A 21664-nucleotide genomic window follows, 5' to 3' on the forward strand; every position below is an offset into this window, starting at 1 on the left:
CGTGCCTGTACGGCCGCCTTGGTGCCGTGAGCCGGCTGCCGCCTCTGCTCTGGGGTAGCGTCCCGCATCCACAAGCTATCGATCGCAGGCGCTTACGGCCAGTCCTTGCTCAGGTCGCAGTGGTGACTGCTGGAGAGCAGCTGGTCAAACTCTCGGCCATCCATGGCTACCAGCTCCTCGTGGTCGCCGGACTCGAAATAAACCGTATCGCACCGGCCGAGGCTGCTGTCTACCAGGGTGGTGAGGCCGTATGCCGGCCCGATCGGCGGCAGGGCGCCGAGTTCGCAATCGGGAAAGGTTTTCCCGAGTTCGCTCTCGGGCACCATCTCCAGCTGGTTGCGACCGGTTTCATCGTGTACGGCGCGCAGGTCGAGGCTGCTGCTGGCCGGTATTACCGCCATCACCAGTCCCAGCTGGTCTTTGAGCAGGATGCCCTTGGCAACCTGGTCTTCGCGTACGCTGGCGGCGTGAGCGGATTCCCGGCTGGTGGCGCTGTGCGTATGGGGGATAACGCGGTAATGGACCGAATGGTCATTTAAAAACTGACTGACTGTTGCTGCCATGGTCATCTTTGGCATCTCCTCCGCAGTACCTGTGCTGCAAGTGTAGTTTCGCGCCGCCGCGTCGCCGAAAAGAGATCGTCTGCAGCCGCTTGACAGGCATCCGAATGGACCGTAGAATTCGCGCTCCTTTTCGCCCGCCCTCGGGGCTGCGAGAAAGGACGTTCTTTAGTTTTATTAGTTGGAGTTTGATTCCATGCAGGGTCAACGCATCCGAATTCGCCTGAAGGCGTTTGATCACAAACTGATCGACACGTCTACCCAGGAGATCGTCGAGACGGCCAAGCGCACTGGCGCGCAGGTTCGCGGTCCCATTCCGCTGCCGACTCGTAAAGAGAAGTACACCGTGCTGATTTCCCCGCACGTCAACAAAGACGCGCGCGACCAGTACGAGATCCGTACTCACAAGCGTTTGCTGGACATTGTTGAGCCCACCGAAAAGACCGTTGACGCGCTGATGAAGCTCGATCTGGCGGCTGGTGTGGAAGTTCAGATCAGTCTCGGCTAACACTTTAAATTAACTACCGAACCCCGGGCGAAAAAGGTCTGGGTAGTGTAACGCTCTGAAATTGGGCGGCCGCAGTGGGTTAAAGCCCCGTGCACTGAGAGGTTGAAACGATGACTATAGGTATTGTCGGCCGCAAAAGCGGCATGACTCGCATCTTCACTGAAGATGGCGCGTCCATTCCGGTTACCGTTATTGAGGTAGCTCCGAATCGCGTCACCCAGGTGAAGTCTGTCGAAGTAGACGGCTATGCCGCAGTTCAGGTAACTGTGGGCAACCGTAAGGCTTCCCGTGTCTCCAAGCCCCTCGCGGGCCACTTCGCCAAAGCCAATACTGAGGCTGGCACTCGTCTCTTCGAGCTGCGCACTGACGCGTCTGAAGAGGCATTCGAAATCGGTTCCGAGATCACTGTGTCCGGCTTTGAAGCTGGTCAGAAGATCGATGTTACCGGCACTTCCAAAGGTAAAGGTTTTCAGGGCGGTGTTAAGCGCTGGAATTTCCGTACCCAAGACGCTACCCACGGCAACTCCCTGTCTCACCGCGCTCCCGGTTCTATCGGTCAGTGCCAGACTCCTGGCCGCGTGTGGAAAGGCAAGAAGATGGCCGGTCACATGGGTGCCGAGCGCGTAACCGTACAGAACCTGGAAGTGGTTCGTGTCGACGCCGAACGCAATCTGCTGCTGGTTAAAGGTGCCGTTCCCGGCGCTCCCGGTGGTGATGTGATCGTTCGTCCGGCAGTAAAAGCCTAAGTCTGAGGGGAAATAGATATGGAACTGAATATCGCTACTCCCGAAGGCGCTAAAGGCACTGTTGCTGTCTCTGAAGTGACTTTCGGACGTGAGTTCAATCAAGACCTGGTGCACCAGGCGGTGGTGGCCTACATGGCCGGCGCCCGTCAGGGTACCAAGGCGCAGAAGAATCGCGCTGACGTTTCCGGTGGCGGCAAGAAGCCCTGGCGTCAGAAGGGTACTGGTCGTGCCCGTGCCGGTACCATTCGCAGCCCGCTGTGGCGCTCTGGTGGCGTAACCTTCGCCGCTGAGTCTCGCGATCACAGCGTCAAGCTGAACAAGAAAATGTACCGCGCAGCACTGCGCTGCATCCTGTCCGAGCTGGCTCGTCAGGAGCGCCTGGTGGTGGTTGAGTCCTTCGATGTGGACGCACCCAAAACCAAGCAGCTGGTGAGCAAGCTGGCTCAGTTTGATCTGGCGGATGCGCTGATCATTACTGAAGAAGTGAGCGAAAACCTCTACCTGGCTGCGCGCAACCTGCACAAGATCGACGTCCGCGACGTGCAGGCGATCGATCCGGTTAGCCTGATTCGCTTTGACAAGGTCGTGGTTACCGTTTCTGCGCTCAAGAAAATTGAAGAGGTGCTGGGATGAACCAAGAGCGACTCTACAAAGTACTGCTGGGCCCGGTAATTTCCGAAAAGGCTGCTGTTCTGGCCGACGCTTCCAATCAGGTAGTGTTCAAGGTTACCACCGGTGCCACTAAAGCCGAGATCAAGGCCGCGGTAGAAAAGCTGTTCAACGTTTCCGTTGAGCAGGTTCGCACCGTGAACGTGAAAGGCAAAACCAAGCGTACGCGTTTCGGCATGGGCCAGCGCAACGATTGGAAAAAAGCTTACGTTCGCCTGGCCGAAGGCAGCGACATCAACTTTGAAGCTGCTGAGTAAAGGGGACAGTTACAATGGCTATTGTAAAAGCAAAACCGACCTCTGCCGGCCGTCGTCACCTGGTCAAGGTTGTCAACGCTGACCTGCACAAGGGTGCGCCTTACGCGCCTCTGGTCGAGAGCAAGAGCAAAAGCGGTGGTCGCAACAATGCTGGCCGTATCACCACTCGCCACGTTGGCGGTGGTCACAAGCAGCACTACCGCGTTGTCGACTTCAAGCGCAACAAGGACGGTATTCCGGCCAATGTTGAGCGTCTGGAGTACGATCCGAACCGCAGCGCGCATATCGCCCTCGTTTGTTACGCGGACGGTGAGCGTCGCTACATCATTGCACCGAAAGGCCTGAAGGCTGGAGCCAAGATTCAATCTGGTGATGCGGCGCCGATCAGCGTGGGTAACACCCTGCCGCTGCGCAACATCCCGGTGGGTTCCGTTATTCACGCTATCGAGCTGAAGCCGGGCAAAGGTGCCCAGCTGGCACGCTCTGCCGGTGCCTCTGTGCAGCTGGTTGCTCGCGAAGGTCAATACGCGACCATTCGTCTGCGTTCCGGCGAAATGCGCAAGGTTCTCTCTGAGTGTCGCGCCACCCTGGGTGAAGTGAGCAACTCCGAGCACAGCCTGCGCAAGCTGGGTAAAGCTGGTGCCAAGCGCTGGCGCGGTGTTCGTCCGACCGTTCGCGGTGTGGCGATGAACCCGGTTGATCACCCGCATGGTGGTGGTGAAGGTCGTACCTCTGGTGGTCGTCACCCGGTTACTCCGTGGGGCGTTCCGACCAAGGGTAAGAAGACGCGCAAGAACAAGCGCACCGATAAAATGATTGTACGTCGTCGCGGCAAATAAGCCGCGCGATGTCTGAGCAGCTAGAGAGGAATCGACAGTGCCACGCTCATTAAAGAAAGGTCCCTTTATTGATCTGCATCTGATCAAGAAGGTGGAGGCGGCGATCGCAGCCAATGATCGTCGACCGATTAAAACCTGGTCCCGCCGTTCCATGGTTATGCCGGAAATGGTTGGACTGACGATTGCCGTGCATAACGGTCGTCAACACGTGCCCGTTCTGGTCAACGAAGAAATGGTTGGCCATAAGCTGGGCGAGTTCGCCGCTACCCGCACTTACCGCGGCCACGCTGCGGACAAGAAAGCGAAGAAGCGCTAAGCCGAGGTTATAACGATGGAAGTAGCAGCAAAATTACGCGGCGCTCGTCTGTCGGCGCAAAAGGCGCGTCTGGTAGCTGATCAGATTCGCGGCAAAGGTGTCGAGGAAGCCCTGGACATCCTGGCGTTCAGCCAGAAGAAGGGCGCGGCGATCGTTAAAAAAGTACTGGAGTCGGCCATCGCCAACGCCGAGCACAATGATGGTGCTGACGTTGATGAGCTGAAGGTCTCCACGATTTTCGTGGACGAAGGTATGACCATGAAGCGCATTAAACCGCGTGCCAAGGGTCGTGCTGACCGTATTCTTAAGCGTACTTGTCACATCACTGTGAAAGTGGCCGAGAAATAAGAGAGCAGGCGAGAAAACCATGGGACAAAAAGTAAATCCTACCGGCATTCGTCTGGGTATCGTTAAAAAGCATACCTCTGTTTGGTATGCCGGCAGCGACGAGTACGCAGACAAGCTGTACACGGACCTGAAAGTTCGCGAATACATTCGCAAGAAACTGGCCCACGCTTCCGTGAGCCGTATCGAGATCGAACGTCCGGCAAACACTGCGCGTGTGACTATTCACACCGCTCGCCCGGGTATCGTGATCGGTAAAAAAGGTGAAGACGTAGAGCGTCTGCGCAACGAAGTTAGCGCGCAGATGGGTGTTCCGGTGCACATCGACATTGAAGAAGTGCGCAAGCCGGATCTGGACGCGGCTCTGGTTGGCCAGAACGTTGCCCAGCAGCTGGAGCGTCGTGTGATGTTCCGTCGCGCCATGAAACGCGCTGTACAGAACGCCATGCGCCAGGGTGCCCAAGGCATCAAAATCCAGGTGAGCGGTCGTCTCGGTGGAGCGGAAATCGCCCGTACCGAGTGGTATCGCGAAGGCCGTGTGCCGCTGCACACCCTGCGTGCAAATATCGATTATGCCACTGCTGAAGCCAGCACTACTTACGGCATCATCGGTGTCAAAGTTTGGATCTTTAAAGGCGAAGTTATCGGTGACGAAATTCCCGATGAAAAGCCGGCAAAGACCCGCAAAAAAGCTGCTAAATAAGGGGTACGCAAATGCTTCAACCAAAGCGTACAAAATTCCGCAAGGTACAGAAGGGTCGCAACCGCGGTCTTTCTCTGCGCGGCTCTAAAGTGAGCTTTGGCGAGTTCGGCCTGAAGGCCATCGGTCGCGGTCGCATTACTGCCCGTCAGATCGAAGCAGCTCGTCGCGCTATGACTCGTCACGTTAAACGTGGCGGTAAGATCTGGATTCGTGTGTTTCCGGACAAGCCCATTTCCAGTAAGCCCCTCGAAGTTCGAATGGGTAAAGGTAAGGGTAACGTAGAATATTGGGTGGCTCAGATCCAGCCGGGTAAAGTCCTCTATGAAATGGAGGGTGTTTCCGAGGATCTCGCTCGTGAAGCTTTCGAGCTCGCTGCGGCCAAGCTGCCTGTGAAAACAACTTTCGTTAAGCGTTCGGTGATGTAATGAAGACTGCAGATCTACGCGAAAAGTCAGTTGAAGAGCTGAACCAAGAATTGCTGAACCAGCTCGAGGCTCAGTTCAAGCTTCGCATGCAAAAGTCCACCGGTCAGCTGACACAGACTCATCTGCTCAAGCAGACTCGTCGCGACATAGCTCGCATTAAGACCGTGTTGACCGAGAAGGCAGGTAATTAATCATGGCTGAAGCAAAACTGAAGCGTACTCTGACCGGTAAGGTCGTGAGTGACAAGATGGATAAGACCATCACCGTTTTGATCGAGCGCCGTGTTAAGCACCCGATCTACGGCAAAATCGTGACCAAGTCCACCAAGCTCAAGGCACACGATGAGAACAATGATTGCAGCACTGGTGATGTTGTAACCATTGAGGAATCTCGTCCGCTGTCCAAGAGCAAGTCCTGGTCTTTGCAGAAAATTGTAGAGCGTGCGGCGAAGGTTTAACCCCTAGCGCATTGGCTGCCGAATTTAATAGTTTCGGAGAGAGACAATGATTCAAGCGGAATCCTACTTAGAAGTAGCTGACAACAGTGGGGCTCGCCGCGTCATGTGCATCAAGGTGCTGGGCGGCTCCCATCGTCGTTATGCCGGCGTGGGCGACATTATCAAGGTGACCGTTAAGGAAGCCATCCCCCGCGGTAAAGTAAAGAAGGGTCAGGTAATGAACGCTGTTGTGGTTCGCACCAAAAAAGGTGTGCGTCGCGCGGATGGTTCCCTGATCAAATTTGACGATAACGCAGCGGTACTGCTGAACCAGCAACATGCGCCGGTTGGCACCCGTATCTTTGGCCCGGTAACTCGCGAGCTGCGCGGTGAGAAGTTCATGAAGATCATCTCGCTGGCACCGGAAGTTATTTAAGCCCAAGCGGAGAAGAGTTATGCGCAAGATCAAGCGTGACGACGAAGTGATCGTTATCACCGGTCGCGATAAGGGCAAGCGTGGCACCGTTCGTAAGGTGCTGAACGATGGCCGCCTGATCGTTTCCGGTGTACAGATGGTCAAGAAACATCAGAAGCCGAACCCCCAGCTGGGTGTTGCCGGTGGCATTGTTGAAAAAGAAGCTGCAATCCAGACTTCCAACGTAGCCATCTTCAACCCCAATACCCAGAAGGCTGACCGGGTAGGCTTTAAAGTACTGGAAGACGGCTCTAAGATTCGCGTCTTCAAATCCAGCGGCGAAGCCATTTAAGGCTTGGCGCAGAAGCAGGTTGGTAGATCATGGCAAAGCTTAAAAAGCTCTACACAAAAGAACTCGCGCCCAAGCTGAAAGAAGAGCTGGGTGTCGAAAATGTGATGGCAGTGCCGCGCCTCACCAAGATCACCGTCAACATGGGTGTCGGCGAAGCTGTTGGTGACAAGAAGGTACTGGAACACGCTGTCAGTGATATGACAGCAATTACTGGTCAAAAACCCATCGTGACCAAAGCGCGCAAGTCAATTGCGGGCTTTAAGATCCGCGACGGCTGGCCGATCGGTTGCAAGGTAACTCTGCGCGGTGAGCGCATGTACGAGTTCCTGGAGCGCCTGATCGACATCGCGATTCCGCGTATCCGCGACTTCCGCGGTATCAGCCCGAAGCAGTTCGACGGTCGTGGTAATTTCTCTATGGGCGTGACCGAGCAAATTATCTTCCCGGAAATTGACTACGACAAAGTAGACAAGCTCCGCGGTCTGGATATTTGTATTACAACTACAGCCGCAAACGATGATCAAGGTCGTGCGCTGCTGAAAGCGTTTAACTTCCCTTTCAAGGGTTAAGAGGATTCCATGGCGAAGAAATCCATGATTGCGCGCGAAAGCAAGCGCGCTCGAACCGCAGCTAAGTACGCCCAGAAGCGTCAAGAGCTGAAGGCGATCATCGCCAGTACCACTGCTTCTGAAGAAGAACAGTGGGAGGCTCAACTCAAGCTGCAGAAAATGCCGCGCGATGCAAGCCCGGTACGTCAGCAACGCCGCTGCCGTATTACTGGTCGCCCCCACGCTGTTTACCGCAAGTTCGGCCTGTGCCGTAACAAACTGCGTGAAGCAGCCATGCGTGGTGATGTGCCCGGTCTGGTCAAGTCCAGTTGGTAATAGGCCCAGCCGGTAACAAGGCTTGAGGAGTTAATTAATGAGTATGCAAGATCCGTTGGCAGATATGCTGACTCGCATCCGCAACGCCCTGGCGCGCGGAAAAGCTGAAGTCGCTCTGCCTTCATCCAAACTGAAAGTGTCCGTTGCCAAAGTCCTGAAAGACGAAGGTTACGTCACTGATTACGCCGTAAGCGAAGATGCCAAGCCGACGCTGACCATTGCCCTGAAATACTTCCAGGGCAAGCCGGTTATCGCCGAGCTGGGCCGCGTTTCCCGTCCGGGTCTGCGCGCTTACGCTGGTAAGAAAGCGCTGCCGTCCGTACGCGGTGGTCTGGGTGTCGCGATTGTCTCCACCTCCAAGGGTGTGATGACTGATCGTGCTGCGCGCCAGGCCGGTATCGGTGGCGAAGTGCTTTGCACCGTATTCTAAGCGGGGGTTGATATGTCTCGAGTAGCAAATGATCCGGTAAAGATCCCCGCAGGTGTAACCGTTGACCTCAAAGGTCAGGACATCTCTGTAAAAGGTGGCAATGGCAACCTGAACATGGTGATCCACGGTGACGTAGAAGTCGCTGAAGCTGACAGCCAGCTGACCTTCGCCGCGCGTAACGGTTCCAAGCAGGCCAAAGCGCTTGCTGGTACTACCCGTGCGCTGGTCAACAACATGGTGGTAGGTGTCAGTCAGGGCTTCGAGAAGAAGCTGCAGCTGAACGGCGTAGGTTACCGCGCGAAAGCGTCTGGTAAGACCGTCAATCTGACCCTGGGCTTCTCCCATCCGATCGATTATCAGCTGCCGGAGGGCGTTTCTGCCGAAACTCCGTCCCAGACTGAAATCGTACTGAAAGGCAGCGACAAGCAGCTGCTGGGCCAAGTGGCCGCCGAGATCCGCGCATTCCGTCCGCCGGAACCCTACAAAGGTAAGGGTGTCCGCTACGCCGAAGAGCGCGTGTATCGTAAAGAGGCCAAGAAGAAGTAAATAGGGCATTGATATGAACGTTAAGAAGCAATCTCGCTTGCGTCGTGCACGTCGTGCCCGCGCCAAGATCCGCGAGCTCGGCGCCGTTCGCCTGACAGTGAACCGTACGCCGCGTCACATTTACGCACAGATTCTGACTGCCGAAGGCAGCCAGGTACTGGCTACCGCCTCTACCCTGGACAAGGACCTGCGCGCTGGAAAAACCGGTAACGTCGACGCCGCTACTGCGGTCGGCAAGCTGATCGCTGAGCGCGCCAAGGCCGCTGGTGTTGAGCAAGTTGCCTTTGATCGCAGCGGTTTTAAATACCACGGCCGCATCAAGGCGCTGGCCGACGCTGCCCGCGAAGCCGGTCTGAAATTCTAAGGGTTGAGTTATGGCTAGAGAGAAAGACAAAAGCAACGACGAAGGCCTGCAGGAAAAGCTGGTCCAGGTCAATCGCGTTGCCAAGACTGTTAAAGGTGGTCGTATCTTCGCCTTTACCGCACTGACTGTAGTGGGCGACGGCAACGGCCGCGTCGGCTTTGGTCGCGGCAAGGCGCGCGAGGTGCCGGTCGCTATCCAGAAAGCGATGGAAGCCGCACGTCGCAACATGATCCAGGTAGACCTGAACGGTGATACCATTCAGTACGCTACCAACGGTCGTCACGGCGGTTCCAAGGTTTACATGCAGCCCGCTTCCCAGGGTACCGGCGTTATCGCCGGCGGTGCGATGCGCTCCGTACTGGAAATGGCTGGCGTGCACAACGTACTGGCTAAGTGCTACGGCTCCACCAATCCGGTGAACGTCGTACGCGCGACCTTCAGCGCACTGGATAAGATGTCCAGCCCGGAAGATGTCGCAGCCAAGCGCGGTAAATCCGTCGAAGAGATCCTGGGCTGATTTTTGCCCGATCACAAGGTTATTAGTGGGTTAAGACCATGGCTAAGAAGACCATCAAAGTAACCCTGACCAAGAGCATCGCCGGACGCCTGAAAAACCATCAGGCGTGCGTTGCCGGTCTGGGTCTGCGCCGCATCGGTCACACTGTGGAAGTGGAAGACACTCCGTCAGTGCGCGGCATGATCAATAAAGTTAACTATATGGTTAAGGTAGAGGGGGCGTAACATGCGTTTGAATGAACTGTCTCCCGCTGAGGGCCACAAGCACAGCGCCAAGCGCGTCGGTCGTGGTATCGGCAGCGGTCTGGGTAAAACCGGTGGCCGTGGCCACAAGGGCCAGAAAGCCCGCTCCGGCGGTTCCGTGCGTCCGGGTTTCGAAGGCGGTCAGATGCCGCTGCAGAAACGCCTGCCGAAGTACGGCTTCACCGCGCGCGTAACCCGCTTCACCGCGGAAGTACGCCTGGCGGAGCTGGCCAAGGTAGATGCCGACGTAATCGATTTGGCAGCGCTGAAGAATGCCGATATCATCGGCAGCCACATTAAACGCGCCAAAGTGTTCTTGTCTGGTGAACTGACCAAAGCGGTTACCGTTAAGGGTCTGGGTGTCACCAAGGGCGCAAAAGCGGCTATCGAAGCTGCCGGCGGTAAAGTAGAAGACTAAATCGAGGCCCCAATGGCACGACCAGGATCCGGTGTAAATTCCCTGGGCAACAGCAAGGGATTGGGCGAGCTCTGGGCTCGCCTTCGTTTTCTGTTCCTCGCGATCGTTGTTTATCGCGTAGGCACACACATTCCGGTGCCCGGTATTGACCCGGAAAAGCTGGCAAACCTGTTTAACCAGAACCAGGGCACGATCCTGGGTCTGTTCAACATGTTTTCCGGTGGCGCGCTCAAGCGCATGAGTATTCTGGCGTTGGGCATCATGCCGTACATCTCCGCCTCCATCATCATGCAGCTGATGAGTGCGGTGACGCCCTCTCTGGAGGCTCTGAAGAAGGAGGGGGACGCCGGACGGCGCAAGATCAACCAGTACACCCGTTATCTGACGGTGGTGCTGGCCCTGATCCAGGGTATCGGCATGACGTTCGGTCTCGCCGGTCAGAACCTGGCGTACTCGGCGCAACCGGGCTTTGGTTTCTACTTTGTGGCAGTGACTTCGCTGGTTACCGGCGCAGTGTTCCTGATGTGGCTGGGTGAGCAGATCACCGAGCGGGGTGTCGGCAACGGCATCTCCATGTTGATCTTCTCCGGTATCGTTGCCGGTCTGCCCAGCGCCATCGGTCAGGCCTTTGAGCAGGCACGCCAGGGTGAGCTGCACATTCTGCTGCTGCTGGCCATCGGCTTTGTCGCCATTGCGGTGGTTTACTTCGTGGTGGTGATGGAGCGCGGTCAGCGCCGGATTACCATCAACCACGCGCGCCGCCAGGCCGGTCGTTACTCCGCCGCTCCGGCGGCGCAGTCGAGCCACCTGCCGCTGAAGGTGAACATGGCCGGTGTGATTCCGGTGATCTTCGCCAGCAGTATCCTGCTGTTCCCGGCCACGCTGGCACAGTGGTTCGGCCAGGGCGGCGAGGGTATTGGTGCTGATATTCTGCAGTGGATGGCGCTGCAGCTTGGACCTGGCCAGCCGCTGAACATCATTTTGTTCGCGCTGCTGATCGGTTTCTTCTGCTTCTTCTATACGGCGTTGATGTTCAACCCGAATGAAGTGGCCGACAACCTGAAAAAATCCGGTGCCTATGTGCCCGGTATCCGTCCCGGTGAGCAGACGGCGCGCTATATCGATAGTGTGCTGACTCGCCTGACCCTGGTCGGAGCCGTGTACATCACGCTGGTGTCCCTGCTGCCGCAGTTTCTGGTGATGGGATTGAACGTACCCTTCTATCTGGGTGGTACGTCACTGCTGATCGTTGTGGTCGTGGTGATGGACTTCATGGCGCAGGTGCAGTCGCATTTGCTGTCACATCAGTACGAAGGTTTGATGAAAAAGGCGAACCTGCAAGGCTATGGTCGCCGCTAATCGCGGCACCGGTCAGCAAGTTGAGTGAATTGAGGTAGGGTCATGAAAGTACGCGCTTCTGTTAAAAAGATCTGCCGTAACTGCAAAATCGTGCGCCGCAAGGGCGTTCTGCGGGTGATCTGCAGCGCCGAGCCGCGCCACAAGCAGCGGCAGGGCTAATCAGCGCATTTGCACAGCTGAGCTGTGTGCGTTGATTGGCAGCTCGCCATGGATGGCGAGTCCGGTGTCCATCCCGGGAAGGGTATTTGCGGCACCATTTGTTCGTGAAAGAATCTGCCGGATTGCACAGCCCCGTGCGATCTGGCGACATTGCAGGCCTTTCCGGGTTTGTGGTGGAGACCGCCAAGTCAATACTTGGCGGTCTCAAAAAGGGGGCGTTGACTGTCGTCCATATCCTTTCTCACGAGAGTGGGGGAGGCGTGGGCTATTGCAATTTAGTGTCTGAGAGGCTATTCTTGCGCGCCTTTTTGGTGGCGCAGGCCGTTTTTTAGTCGCTGTCAGCGCCGAAATCAAAGCAGAGTCACATTATTTATTCAAAATAGTGACTCCCAATACGTGGAGTATGCCTCTATGGCACGTATTGCTGGTGTCAATGTACCAGACCACAAGCACGCCGTGATCTCCCTGACCCATATCTTTGGGGTCGGTCGCACCACGGCCAAGTCTATTTTGGCAGCGGTTGGTATCGCTGAATCCACCAAAATCCGCGACCTGTCTGAAGAGCAGATCGAATCTATCCGCGGTGAAGTTGCAAAACTGACCGTGGAGGGCGACCTGCGCCGCGAAGTGTCCATGAACATCAAACGTCTGATGGATCTGGGTTGCTTCCGCGGTCTGCGTCACCGCCGCAGCCTGCCGCTGCGCGGCCAGCGCACCAAGACCAACGCTCGCACCCGTAAGGGTCCGCGCAAGCCGATTCGCAAGTAACACGCGACATCGCGGTTTAACAAGCCCCTCTCTTGTGACGAGATGGGGGATTTGATACAGGATTTAGGATACAGGTATGGCTAAGCCAAAAACTACTGTTCGCAAAAAGGTCAAAAAGACCGTTGTCGACGGTATTGCCCACGTCCACGCATCGTTCAATAACACGATCGTGACGATCACTGATCGTCAGGGCAATACCCTCAGCTGGGCCACTTCTGGTGGTTCCGGTTTCCGTGGCTCTCGCAAGAGCACGCCTTTTGCTGCCCAAGTGGCCGCCGAGCGCGCAGGTACTGCCGCGCAGGAATACGGCCTGAAAAACCTTGATGTCGAAGTTAAGGGCCCCGGCCCGGGTCGCGAATCTGCTGTTCGCGCACTCAACAACTGCGGCTACAAGATCACCAACATCACCGACGTGACGCCGATCCCGCATAATGGTTGTCGTCCGCCCAAGAAACGTCGCGTGTAAGAGGGGGCTGACAAAATGGCACGTTATATTGGACCGAAATGTAAGCTTTCCCGTCGGGAAGGTACCGATCTGCAGCTGAAAAGCGGCGTTCGCCCGCACGACTCAAAATGTCGCGCGGAATCCAAGCCTGGTCAGCACGGCGCCGGTCGCGGCCGCCTGTCCGACTACGGTGTGCAGCTGCGTGAGAAGCAGAAAGTTCGCCGCATCTACGGCGTACTGGAAAAGCAGTTCCGCAACTACTATAAGGAAGCGGCTCGCCTGAAAGGCGCAACCGGTGAAAACCTGCTGCAGCTGCTGGAAACCCGCCTGGACAATGTGGTTTACCGCATGGGCTTCGGCTCGACCCGCTCCGAAGCGCGTCAGCTGGTTTCCCACAAGGCAATTCTGGTGAACGGCAGCGCCGTTAACATCCCGTCCTACAAAGTGAAGGAAGGCGATGTTATTGCTATACGCGAGAAAGCGAAAAAGCAGATGCGTATCCAGAATTCCGTTTCCCTCGCCGCCCAGCGTGGCGATGTCGAGTGGGTAGATGTCAACGCGACCAAACTGGAAGGCACTTTCAAGCGCGTTCCGGATCGCGTCGATCTGCCGGCAGAAATCAACGAAAACCTTATCGTGGAGCTCTACTCCAAGTAAGGTCCTATTCCTTCTATTTAGGAATGAAACTTTAAACAGGTAAGGCTATGCAGACTGCTGTCAACGAGTTTTTGACACCGCGTCGTATTGACGTCACCGAGTACAACCCGAACCATGCGAAAGTGGTTCTGGAGCCTCTGGAGCGTGGCTTTGGCCACACTCTGGGCAACGCACTGCGTCGCATCCTGCTGTCCTCTATGCCGGGTTGCGCCGTCACTGAAGTGGAAATTGACGGTGTTGAACACGAGTACAGCGCGATTGAGGGTGTGCAGGAAGATGTAATCGAAATCCTGCTCAACCTGAAAGAAATCGCTGTCGTGATGCACGGCAAGGATCAGGCGGTACTGAGCCTGAGCAAAAAGGGCCCGGGCGCGGTGACTGCCGGTGATATCCAGGTAGATCACGACATCGAGATCGTTAATCCCGAGCACGTGATCGCCAACATCACCGGTGACGTGGAGTTGAGCCTGCGTCTGACCGTCGCCCGCGGCCGTGGCTACCAGCCCGCCGACGCGCGTCGTGAAGACGAAGAGGAAACTCGTGCAATCGGCCGCCTGCAGCTGGATGCCTCCTTCAGCCCGGTTCGTCGCGTTTCCTACAGCGTGGAATCCGCGCGTGTAGAGCAGCGTACCGACCTGGACAAGCTGGTTCTGGATCTGGAGACCAACGGTACCCTGGATCCGGAAGAGGCCATCCGCCGCGCCGCGACCATCCTGCAGCAGCAGCTGGCAGTGTTTGTCGACCTGGACCACGAAAAGCCTTCCGACAAGCCTGCGGAAGAGCCGGAAGTGGACCCGGTACTGCTGCGCCCGGTGGACGACCTGGAGCTGACCGTACGTTCGGCCAACTGTCTGAAAGCGGAAAACATCTACTACATCGGCGACCTGATTCAGCGTACCGAAGTAGAGCTGCTGAAGACCCCGAACCTGGGCAAGAAGTCCCTGACCGAAATCAAGGATGTTCTGGCCTCGCGCGGTCTGTCCCTGGGTATGCGCCTCGAGAACTGGCCGCCGGCCAGCCTCAAGGGCGACAGCAAGCTGAGCCCCCTGTAAGTATTTGGTTGGCGCGGCTCTGCCGCGCAGTTGATAGAAAGAACCCGAGCGGTGCCACGACTTAGCGCGACACCGCTCCAGAACGACTTGCTGAGAAAGCAATCAAAGTCGTAAGGAATTGAGTCATGCGTCATCGCTATAGTGGCCGTAAATTCAGCCGTACCAGCGCTCACCGCAAGGCCATGTTCAAAAACATGACCGCCTCTCTGGTAGAGCACGAACTGATCAAGACCACACTGCCGAAAGCCAAGGAGCTGCGCCGCGTTGCGGAACCGCTGATCACCCTGGCCAAGAAAGACAGTGTTGCCAACCGTCGTCTGGCTTTCGCCCGTATCCGTGACAAGGATGCTGTGCGCAAGCTGTTTGACGAACTGGGTCCGCGTTACGACGCGCGTCCGGGCGGTTACATCCGTATCCTGAAGTGCGGTTTCCGCGCCGGCGACAAGGCCCCGATGGCCTACGTTGAGCTGGTGGACCGCCCGGTAGCGGACGACGACGCGGCAGAAGCCGCCGAGGCGTAAGCCGCCGGTGATCCGCAGAAAAGCCGGCTCTCGAGCCGGCTTTTTTGTGTCCGCAACTCTCCCGGAGCGCCCTGTAATGTCTTACGAACAGTTACTTGCCAATCTTAACCCGCAGATCGTCGCCAGCCTCAAGCGCGCGATAGAGCTGGGTAAATGGCCCAATGGCGTCGCGGTGACGGCCGAGCAGCGCCAGCTGTGTGCCGAGGCTGTCGCCAACTGGGAACAGCGCCATGTCGCCACAGAGGGCCGTGTGGGCTATGTGGCACCGAAGAAGACGCCGTGCGCAGACAAGCCTGCCGAGGACGAAGCGCTTAACTGGGTGTGAGGGCTAGCCGGCTATCGGCGTCGTACCTCGCCCTGTGCGATTCCGACGCCTGTCCCCTGCGCTGGAATTCTGCTGTTTTTCGCGCAGCGATTGCCGTGCAGCGCGGATATTCGGCCTCATCGGCGCGAACAGGGTGTCACATCCCAATGTGCGGTCGCGCTGGCGCGGCGCACGGATCCGCGGTTGGACGCGCCCGCAGATCGAAGCTTGCCGCGCCGGTCCGTCGAGAGCCTGCGCGATCGTCAATCCCCAGAAGATCTCTGCCGCCCTCTCCGGCGCTCACGGCCGCTTGGCAAAGACGCGGTCGAGAAAGCGCACCCCGCTGACATGGCCGGACTTGTCGAACAGAAAGTGTGCGACGCTACCACTGCCGGTCACCTCAATGCGAAAAGCATTATCGGCGGCGTTGTATATTTCGGCGCGCGAGTGGGCAATGCCCGCGCGCACTTCCAACCCTGTCTTGCCAAGATACCAGTCCATTGTGCCGAGTTCGGCATTCTCGAACGTGCCGGTAAAGGCCTCGAGTGGGTGGGCAAGCGGCGCCGCGCGCTGTTGGCGTTTGTGCATATCAGCCTGGTAATGCGCCCGATAGGCCGCCAGCTGCTTTTCGAACTGCTTTAATTTGACCGTGAAGCGCGCCGACGCCCCGTGCCGCTCAAGCAGTTGGGCGTAGATATAGCTGGCCATCAGGTCGACGGCGGGTGTGTTGGCGTTGGCGAGTACCACCACGCCAACCGAGCGGTCCGGCATGAATGACATATGCGCCCGGTAGCCGCCGAAGGAACCGAAGCGGTGCAGCAATCGCTCACCATCGTAGTCGCCGATATCCCACCCGTAACCCCAACCGGTGCGGTGGTAGTCACCAAATTGCCGATCCTGACGGGCATGCTGCGTTTGTGTCTGCCGCAATGGCCCTGCGGGTAACAGGCGCTTTCCGTCGACAATTCCTCCACTGATCTGCGCGGCGACAAAGCGCGCGAGGCTGGAGGCCGTGGAAAAATGCCCCCCCGCCGCGTGCAGGTTCGCATCTGCCTTGAGTAGCGGGATACGGCTGGTTGCGCTTGTAGCGATGGTATGGGGCAGGGCGATCTGCCGTTCGGGGAGAGCGGACAGGTCGGCGCTGGTCTGCGACATCTGCAACGGTATCAGTACCTCGCGCTCCACCGCCTGTTTCCAGCTGTTTTTTCCTTTTCGCCCGAGTACCAGGCCGAGCAGGTTGTAGTCGAGATTGGTGTATTCGAACGTTTTGCCGTGTTCGGCGGGTTCGTAGTCCTTGAGCAGCTCTATTAATTTGCTGCGGGTGAAGTCGCCGCTGTAAGCGGTGCGGAAGACCACTGGCCAGCGGTCTTTCATCCCGTCGCGCATGGCGAGCAAATCATCCAGGGTTACGCGCTGGGTATCCCACGCGGTGCCCTTGAGTTCGGGTAAGTAGTCGGTGATCGGCGCGCTCAAATCCAGTTCGTGGCGCGCGGCTTCGAGCGTGACGGCCGTGGCGGTCAGGGCCTTGGTGCTGGACGCGATGTAGAAGTAGGTGTCGTTATCCACCGTGCGGCCAGATTCTAAATCCGCGATACCAAAGCCGTGCCGGTATACGATCTGGTCGCCCCGCACCACCGCGACACCCATCCCCGGTACTGCGCCCTGCGCCACCAGGCGATCTCCGAAGCCGGTCACCTCCGTGCGCCAATCGGCTGCCTGTGCGGTAGCGCCCAGCATGTAAATCAGGAAAAAACCAATGGCTCTGACTGGCATCATGTTGAAAAGTCCCTGTGGTGATTCTGGTTATGTTGTCATTGATCCGTTTTCCAGTCTAAATGCCGCTGGCAACGCGTTTCTTGTACAGATGAAACCCGGGAAAGCAGAGCGCGGATCGAGCCGGGTCTCGATCCGGTCAGCGTACGCAGGTCGCGGCAGAAATGGGCGTGGTCGGTATAGCCGCAGGCATGTGCGATTTCGCAGAGATTGCTACCGGAGTGGCTCAGGGTGGCGGCGGCCAGGCAAAAGCGCGCGCGTTTGCGGTATTGGGTAATGGAGGTGCCGTAATGGCGCCGGAAGGCGCGCGCGAGGTAGACCGGGTGCACGCCGGCCCGGTCGGCGAGCTGACGTACACTGAGAGAGAGCCGCGCGGTGTCGTCCAGCTGCTGTTTGATCCAGCGCAGCCAGCGAGGCGCCGGCCCCCGTGCAACAGCCTCCATGCCGGTGACGCCGGCCAGCAGATTGACGGTTTCTTCTTCGGCGATGCTGTCGGGAGCGCTGGAATTTGACAGCAGCAGGGCGAGCAGGCTGAGCATTTCTCTGAGGGCGGGCCCCTTGTGCAGCCAGCGCCAGTTTTTATCCACATCGATACACGACGCCGGCCACAGTTGGCAATCTGCCGTGAATTTGATCTGCACCAGCCGCGCACCGGTGGGGCCTATCCAGTCGCAGTGCGACACGCCCGCCGGTTTGATAACCAGGCTGTAGGGCGTGGCATCTTCTTCAGATCGTTGCACACGCTCGCGTATTCCCCCTGAAATTAGAAAGCTGATGCCGTGGTGGTTGTGACTGTGCCATTTCTGCCGGTGGCCAGCGGGGTATTGCGCCAGTTGTAGCGCAAACCCGTTGCCCGATATTTCTCGCAGAATTTGTGGACCGGGCCGCTTTTCCCGGGAGAGTGGACTGGCGGTAGACATGGGCGTGGCCTCTTTCAAGCGAATGACGGTCGAATCGTGACGCTAATTGGTTAGAGGTCGTAAGGTGCGGATTCGGATGCACTGTAGCTATGCCGCAAGGGGGCGTAATAAGACGCCGTCCCGGATGCAAGCTCGCCGTGCTGTACGGATCGGGCATAACGTTTCGAGAGCGAGCAATGGCGGGATCTGTACCCCGGGCGGGTGGATCTGCTCAAGCACTCGTCGCGGCGTTAGCGGCTGCATACCGCAAAGGGACAGTGGAAGTGATTAACGTGTGATTGCGGCCCGGAGGTGACCTCCGGGCCGGTGCGGTCTAGGCGTAGAGGTCCATTTCCCCTTCTTCGGGGTTGAGTGTGACCTTGCGCTCGAATTCTAGCCCGAGTTTTTTCAGCACATTGACCGAACCGAGGTTGTCCGGGTCCACCAGACCGATAATGCGCTTCAGCCCCAGCACGCTGCGCCCGTAATCCATCACCAGCAGCGACGCTTCGGTGGCCAGTCCGCGCCCCCAGAATTCGGGCAGGAAGCGGTAGCCGATATCGATCTCGTCGATTTCCAGCAGGTATTTCAGACCGCAGAAACCGATCAGCCGGCCGCTGTCCTTATCGATACAGGCCAGGCGGCCGAAACCGTGAATCTGGTAGTCGCGCAGCGGCGCTTGCTTCAGTACCTCAATGGCTTCGGCGACGGAAGCAAGCGGGGCCTGGCCGGTGTAGCGCACGACTTCCGCGTTGGAATTCAGCTGGAAGTACTCTTGCGCATCGTCGAGCGTAAATTTTCGCAGCTGCAGTCGTTCGGTTTCGAGCATTGTTATTTTCCTTGTGCGGCAATCGCGATGCCGTTACAGATCCAGCATTGGCTTCAGGAAGCGCCCGGTATGGGAGCTTGCGTTTTCCGCCACATCTTCCGGTGTGCCGGTGGCGATAATCTGCCCGCCGCCGGAGCCACCCTCCGGCCCCAGGTCGACGATCCAGTCGGCGGTCTTGATCACGTCCAGGTTGTGTTCGATCACGACGATGGTATTACCGTGGTCGCGCAGCCGGTGCAGTACGTCGAGCAGCAGCTGGATATCGGCGAAGTGCAGGCCGGTGGTGGGCTCGTCGAGAATGTACAGGGTCTGGCCGGTGTCGCGCTTGGACAGCTCGCGCGACAGCTTGACCCGCTGCGCCTCACCGCCGGACAGCGTCGTCGCGGCCTGTCCCAGCTTGATATAGGACAGGCCCACGTCCATCAGCGTCTGCAGTTTCTTGGCGATGGCCGGTACCGGATCGAAGAATTCGCGCGCGTCCTCAACGGTCATCTCCAGCACTTCGTGGATATTCTTGCCCTTGTAGTGCACCTCGAGGGTCTCGCGGTTATAGCGCTTGCCCTTGCACGTGTCGCAGGGGACATAGATATCCGGCAGGAAGTGCATCTCCACCTTGATCACGCCGTCGCCCTGGCAGGCCTCGCAGCGGCCGCCCTTGACGTTGAAGCTGAAGCGGCCGGGTTTGTAGCCGCGCGAGCGCGCTTCCTGGGTGCCGGCAAACAGGTCGCGGATGGGGGTGAAAATGCCGGTGTAAGTGGCCGGGTTGGAGCGCGGGGTGCGGCCGATCGGGCTCTGGTCGATGTCGACGCATTTGTCGAAATGCTCCATGCCATGTACCGCCTTGTGGCGCGCCGCCTTCAGCGTGGTGGCCTTGTTCAGTGCAGTGGCCGCAAGCGGGTACAGGGTGGCGTTGATCAGTGTGGACTTACCGGAGCCGGATACGCCGGTGACGCAGGTGAACAGCCCCACCGGAATTTGCAGGTCGACGTCTTGCAGGTTGTTGCCGCTGGCGCCCTTGATCTCCAGCATAAAGTCCGGATCGGGTACATAGCGCTCCTCGGGCACGGCGATCTGCTTGGTGCCGGACAGGTACTGGCCGGTCAGTGAGCGCTCGCACTCGGTGATCTTTTCCGCCGGCCCGGCTACCACCACTTCGCCGCCGTGCACGCCGGCGCCGGGGCCGATATCGACGATAAAATCCGCCGCGCGAATGGCGTCCTCGTCGTGCTCGACCACGATCACGGTGTTGCCGATATCGCGCAGGTGGGTCAGCGTGGCCAGCAGGCGCTCGTTATCGCGCTGGTGCAGGCCGATCGACGGCTCGTCGAGAATGTACATGACGCCCACCAGGCCGGCGCCGATCTGGCTGGCCAGGCGGATACGCTGGGCCTCGCCCCCGGACAGGGTTTCGGCACTGCGGTTCAGGGTCAGATAGTTCAGACCCACGTCCACCAGGAAGCGGAAGCGGTCGCGCAGCTCTTTGAGGATCTTGTCGGCGATTTCCTTCTGCGCGCCCTGGAACTGCAGCTGGTGATCGAAGTAATCGAAGGCATCGCCCACCGGCAGTTCGGTAATCTGCGCCAGCGTGCGGTTGTCGATGAACACGTTGCGCGCCTCGCGGCGCAGGCGCGTGCCGGAACAGTCGGGGCAGTTCTGGGTGCTGAGGTACTTGGCCAGCTCGTCGCGTACCGACTGCGACTCGGTGTCGCGGTAGCGGCGCTGGAAGTTGGGGATGATGCCCTCGAAGGTGTGGCGGCGCACGGTCACGTCGCCGCGGTCGTTGACGTAGCTGAAGTCGATGACTTCATCGCCACTGCCGTGCAGTATCACCTCGCGGTGCGCCTTGCGCAGCTTGTTCCACGGTTTGTCCAGGTCGAAGCCGTAATGCCCGGCCAGGGAGTCGAGCATGTGGTAGTAGTAGATATTGCGCCGGTCCCAGCCGCGAATGGCGCCCTCGGAGATACTGCTCTCCGGGTCCATGATCACCTTGTCCTCATCGAAGAACTGCTTCACCCCTAAGCCGTCGCAGCTGGGGCAGGCGCCGGCCGGGTTGTTGAACGAGAACAGCCGCGGTTCCAGTTCGTTGAGTGAGTAGTCGCATACCGGGCAGGCATGGCGGGCGGAGAACATACGGTCCTCCTCTTTGCCTTCCATAAAGCTGATCGAGGCGATGCCGTCGGTCAGGGTGAGGGCGGTTTCGAAGGATTCCGCCAGGCGCAGCTGCAGGTCGTCGCGCACCTTGAAGCGGTCGACCACCACCTCGATGGTGTGTTTCTTGCGCTTGTCGAGCTTGGGGGTGTCGTCGAGGTCGCAGACCACGCCGTCGATGCGCGCGCGCACAAAGCCGTCACGGCGCAGCTGTTCGAATACGTGCAGGTGCTCGCCCTTGCGGTCGCGCACGAGTGGCGCCAGCAGCATGATCTTGCTGCCCTCGGGCAGCGCCAGCACCTGGTCCACCATCTGGCTGACAGTCTGTGCCTGCAGCGGCTCGCCGTGCTCCGGGCAGCGCGGCTCACCCACGCGGGCGAACAGCAGGCGCAGGTAGTCGTAGATCTCGGTGATGGTGCCGACCGTAGAGCGCGGGTTGTGGGAGGTGGACTTCTGCTCGATGGAGATCGCCGGCGACAGGCCCTCGACGGTGTCCACATCGGGCTTCTCCATCATCGACAGGAACTGGCGCGCGTAAGTCGACAGTGATTCCACATAGCGGCGCTGGCCCTCGGCGTAGAGGGTGTCGAAGGCGAGCGACGACTTGCCGGAACCGGACAGCCCGGTGATGACGATCAGCTTGTCGCGGGGAATATCCAGGTCGATATTCTTCAGGTTGTGGGTGCGCGCACCCCGTACGTAAATCGTGTCCACGCTCTACCTTCTTTGGTATTAAAGAATGAGCCGGCGGCGCAGCGCCGCCGGAAAAACAGCCAAG

General features: G+C 58.4%; 34 protein-coding genes. 29 read left to right on the forward strand and 5 right to left on the reverse strand.

What is annotated here, in order from left to right:
• Nucleotides 1-92 precede the first annotated feature (92 nt).
• A complete protein-coding gene (locus ABDK11_RS02775; protein ID WP_346838789.1) occupies nucleotides 93-569 on the reverse strand; it encodes a YbaK/EbsC family protein in 477 nt (158 codons plus the stop codon).
• A 187-nt stretch (nucleotides 570-756) separates the two neighbouring features.
• Here ABDK11_RS02775 and rpsJ point away from each other — a divergent pair, with 187 nt between their 5' ends.
• The 29 genes from rpsJ to ABDK11_RS02920 all read left to right on the forward strand — a co-directional run bounded on the left by rpsJ (nucleotide 757) and on the right by ABDK11_RS02920 (nucleotide 15258).
• Nucleotides 757-1068: a 30S ribosomal protein S10 gene (rpsJ, locus tag ABDK11_RS02780; protein WP_066967210.1), complete on the forward strand. Its 312-nt coding sequence runs from the start codon at nucleotides 757-759 to the stop codon at nucleotides 1066-1068.
• A 110-nt stretch (nucleotides 1069-1178) separates the two neighbouring features.
• Complete coding sequence (gene rplC / locus ABDK11_RS02785) at nucleotides 1179-1814, forward strand: 50S ribosomal protein L3 (protein ID WP_346838790.1); 636 nt, start codon at nucleotides 1179-1181, stop codon at nucleotides 1812-1814.
• 18 nt (nucleotides 1815-1832) lie between these two features.
• Nucleotides 1833-2447, forward strand: coding sequence for a 50S ribosomal protein L4 (rplD, locus tag ABDK11_RS02790; protein ID WP_346838791.1), 615 nt, complete (start codon nucleotides 1833-1835; stop codon nucleotides 2445-2447).
• Entirely contained in the window at nucleotides 2444-2740 is a 297-nt protein-coding gene (rplW, locus tag ABDK11_RS02795; protein ID WP_346838792.1) for a 50S ribosomal protein L23, read from the forward strand. The genes rplD and rplW overlap by 4 nt, the downstream gene beginning before the upstream one ends.
• Nucleotides 2741-2754: 14 nt before the next feature.
• On the forward strand, nucleotides 2755-3579 hold the full coding sequence (gene rplB, locus ABDK11_RS02800) for a 50S ribosomal protein L2 (protein ID WP_346838793.1): 825 nt from the start codon (nucleotides 2755-2757) through the stop codon (nucleotides 3577-3579).
• 37 nt (nucleotides 3580-3616) lie between these two features.
• Nucleotides 3617-3895, forward strand: coding sequence for a 30S ribosomal protein S19 (rpsS, locus tag ABDK11_RS02805; RefSeq protein ID WP_067087044.1), 279 nt, complete (start codon nucleotides 3617-3619; stop codon nucleotides 3893-3895).
• 15 nt (nucleotides 3896-3910) lie between these two features.
• Complete coding sequence (gene rplV / locus ABDK11_RS02810) at nucleotides 3911-4243, forward strand: 50S ribosomal protein L22 (RefSeq protein WP_067087040.1); 333 nt, start codon at nucleotides 3911-3913, stop codon at nucleotides 4241-4243.
• A gap of 19 nt (nucleotides 4244-4262) precedes the next feature.
• Nucleotides 4263-4943, forward strand: a complete 681-nt coding sequence (rpsC, locus tag ABDK11_RS02815; RefSeq protein ID WP_346838794.1) for a 30S ribosomal protein S3 — start codon at nucleotides 4263-4265, stop codon at nucleotides 4941-4943.
• A gap of 11 nt (nucleotides 4944-4954) precedes the next feature.
• Nucleotides 4955-5368 (forward strand): 50S ribosomal protein L16, encoded by a 414-nt coding sequence (rplP, locus tag ABDK11_RS02820; RefSeq protein ID WP_346838795.1) that lies wholly within the window; start codon nucleotides 4955-4957, stop codon nucleotides 5366-5368.
• The gene (rpmC, locus tag ABDK11_RS02825) at nucleotides 5368-5559 is read left to right on the forward strand and encodes a 50S ribosomal protein L29 (RefSeq protein ID WP_069946927.1); all 192 of its coding nucleotides are present in this window, start codon (nucleotides 5368-5370) and stop codon (nucleotides 5557-5559) included. Before rplP ends, rpmC begins: the two co-directional genes overlap by 1 nt.
• A 2-nt stretch (nucleotides 5560-5561) precedes the next feature.
• The gene (rpsQ, locus tag ABDK11_RS02830; RefSeq protein ID WP_346838796.1) at nucleotides 5562-5825 is read left to right on the forward strand and encodes a 30S ribosomal protein S17; all 264 of its coding nucleotides are present in this window, start codon (nucleotides 5562-5564) and stop codon (nucleotides 5823-5825) included.
• A gap of 46 nt (nucleotides 5826-5871) precedes the next feature.
• The gene (gene rplN / locus ABDK11_RS02835; RefSeq protein ID WP_183462957.1) at nucleotides 5872-6240 is read left to right on the forward strand and encodes a 50S ribosomal protein L14; all 369 of its coding nucleotides are present in this window, start codon (nucleotides 5872-5874) and stop codon (nucleotides 6238-6240) included.
• 19 nt (nucleotides 6241-6259) lie between these two features.
• Entirely contained in the window at nucleotides 6260-6571 is a 312-nt protein-coding gene (rplX, locus tag ABDK11_RS02840) for a 50S ribosomal protein L24 (protein WP_346838797.1), read from the forward strand.
• 29 nt (nucleotides 6572-6600) lie between these two features.
• Nucleotides 6601-7140, forward strand: a complete 540-nt coding sequence (rplE, locus tag ABDK11_RS02845) for a 50S ribosomal protein L5 (RefSeq protein WP_346838798.1) — start codon at nucleotides 6601-6603, stop codon at nucleotides 7138-7140.
• Between the two features lie 9 nt (nucleotides 7141-7149).
• Nucleotides 7150-7455, forward strand: coding sequence for a 30S ribosomal protein S14 (gene rpsN / locus ABDK11_RS02850; RefSeq protein ID WP_346838799.1), 306 nt, complete (start codon nucleotides 7150-7152; stop codon nucleotides 7453-7455).
• Between the two features lie 37 nt (nucleotides 7456-7492).
• Nucleotides 7493-7885, forward strand: coding sequence for a 30S ribosomal protein S8 (rpsH, locus tag ABDK11_RS02855; protein ID WP_346838800.1), 393 nt, complete (start codon nucleotides 7493-7495; stop codon nucleotides 7883-7885).
• A gap of 12 nt (nucleotides 7886-7897) precedes the next feature.
• Nucleotides 7898-8431: a 50S ribosomal protein L6 gene (rplF, locus tag ABDK11_RS02860; protein WP_346838801.1), complete on the forward strand. Its 534-nt coding sequence runs from the start codon at nucleotides 7898-7900 to the stop codon at nucleotides 8429-8431.
• Nucleotides 8432-8444: 13 nt separating this feature from the next.
• On the forward strand, nucleotides 8445-8795 hold the full coding sequence (gene rplR, locus ABDK11_RS02865) for a 50S ribosomal protein L18 (RefSeq protein WP_346838802.1): 351 nt from the start codon (nucleotides 8445-8447) through the stop codon (nucleotides 8793-8795).
• A gap of 10 nt (nucleotides 8796-8805) precedes the next feature.
• The gene (rpsE, locus tag ABDK11_RS02870) at nucleotides 8806-9312 is read left to right on the forward strand and encodes a 30S ribosomal protein S5 (RefSeq protein ID WP_346838803.1); all 507 of its coding nucleotides are present in this window, start codon (nucleotides 8806-8808) and stop codon (nucleotides 9310-9312) included.
• 38 nt (nucleotides 9313-9350) lie between these two features.
• Complete coding sequence (gene rpmD, locus ABDK11_RS02875; RefSeq protein ID WP_346838804.1) at nucleotides 9351-9536, forward strand: 50S ribosomal protein L30; 186 nt, start codon at nucleotides 9351-9353, stop codon at nucleotides 9534-9536.
• Between the two features lies 1 nt (nucleotide 9537).
• Nucleotides 9538-9972, forward strand: coding sequence for a 50S ribosomal protein L15 (rplO, locus tag ABDK11_RS02880; RefSeq protein WP_346838805.1), 435 nt, complete (start codon nucleotides 9538-9540; stop codon nucleotides 9970-9972).
• 12 nt (nucleotides 9973-9984) lie between these two features.
• The gene (gene secY, locus ABDK11_RS02885) at nucleotides 9985-11331 is read left to right on the forward strand and encodes a preprotein translocase subunit SecY (RefSeq protein ID WP_346838806.1); all 1347 of its coding nucleotides are present in this window, start codon (nucleotides 9985-9987) and stop codon (nucleotides 11329-11331) included.
• Between the two features lie 42 nt (nucleotides 11332-11373).
• Nucleotides 11374-11490 (forward strand): 50S ribosomal protein L36, encoded by a 117-nt coding sequence (gene rpmJ, locus ABDK11_RS02890; protein ID WP_010133825.1) that lies wholly within the window; start codon nucleotides 11374-11376, stop codon nucleotides 11488-11490.
• A gap of 411 nt (nucleotides 11491-11901) precedes the next feature.
• Nucleotides 11902-12258, forward strand: a complete 357-nt coding sequence (rpsM, locus tag ABDK11_RS02895; protein WP_346838807.1) for a 30S ribosomal protein S13 — start codon at nucleotides 11902-11904, stop codon at nucleotides 12256-12258.
• Between the two features lie 76 nt (nucleotides 12259-12334).
• Nucleotides 12335-12724, forward strand: coding sequence for a 30S ribosomal protein S11 (gene rpsK, locus ABDK11_RS02900; RefSeq protein WP_346838808.1), 390 nt, complete (start codon nucleotides 12335-12337; stop codon nucleotides 12722-12724).
• A gap of 15 nt (nucleotides 12725-12739) precedes the next feature.
• Complete coding sequence (gene rpsD, locus ABDK11_RS02905; RefSeq protein WP_346838809.1) at nucleotides 12740-13360, forward strand: 30S ribosomal protein S4; 621 nt, start codon at nucleotides 12740-12742, stop codon at nucleotides 13358-13360.
• 47 nt (nucleotides 13361-13407) lie between these two features.
• Nucleotides 13408-14412: a DNA-directed RNA polymerase subunit alpha gene (gene rpoA / locus ABDK11_RS02910; protein ID WP_346838810.1), complete on the forward strand. Its 1005-nt coding sequence runs from the start codon at nucleotides 13408-13410 to the stop codon at nucleotides 14410-14412.
• 125 nt (nucleotides 14413-14537) lie between these two features.
• Nucleotides 14538-14933 (forward strand): 50S ribosomal protein L17, encoded by a 396-nt coding sequence (rplQ, locus tag ABDK11_RS02915; protein ID WP_346838811.1) that lies wholly within the window; start codon nucleotides 14538-14540, stop codon nucleotides 14931-14933.
• Nucleotides 14934-15009: 76 nt separating this feature from the next.
• On the forward strand, nucleotides 15010-15258 hold the full coding sequence (locus tag ABDK11_RS02920) for a DUF1315 family protein (RefSeq protein ID WP_346838812.1): 249 nt from the start codon (nucleotides 15010-15012) through the stop codon (nucleotides 15256-15258).
• A 279-nt stretch (nucleotides 15259-15537) separates the two neighbouring features.
• Here ABDK11_RS02920 and ABDK11_RS02925 read toward each other — a convergent pair whose 3' ends face one another.
• The 4 genes from ABDK11_RS02925 to uvrA all read right to left on the reverse strand — a co-directional run bounded on the left by ABDK11_RS02925 (nucleotide 15538) and on the right by uvrA (nucleotide 21600).
• Nucleotides 15538-17013: a serine hydrolase domain-containing protein gene (locus ABDK11_RS02925; protein ID WP_346838813.1), complete on the reverse strand. Its 1476-nt coding sequence runs from the start codon at nucleotides 17011-17013 to the stop codon at nucleotides 15538-15540.
• A 35-nt stretch (nucleotides 17014-17048) separates the two neighbouring features.
• Nucleotides 17049-17930, reverse strand: coding sequence for an AraC family transcriptional regulator (locus ABDK11_RS02930; protein ID WP_346838814.1), 882 nt, complete (start codon nucleotides 17928-17930; stop codon nucleotides 17049-17051).
• A 313-nt stretch (nucleotides 17931-18243) separates the two neighbouring features.
• Entirely contained in the window at nucleotides 18244-18738 is a 495-nt protein-coding gene (locus ABDK11_RS02935; protein ID WP_346838815.1) for a GNAT family N-acetyltransferase, read from the reverse strand.
• Between the two features lie 33 nt (nucleotides 18739-18771).
• Nucleotides 18772-21600, reverse strand: a complete 2829-nt coding sequence (uvrA, locus tag ABDK11_RS02940; RefSeq protein ID WP_346838816.1) for an excinuclease ABC subunit UvrA — start codon at nucleotides 21598-21600, stop codon at nucleotides 18772-18774.
• Nucleotides 21601-21664: the final 64 nt, after the last annotated feature.

The sequence above is a fragment of the Microbulbifer sp. SAOS-129_SWC genome, from assembly GCF_039696035.1.
Taxonomy (GTDB): Bacteria; Pseudomonadota; Gammaproteobacteria; order Pseudomonadales; family Cellvibrionaceae; genus Microbulbifer.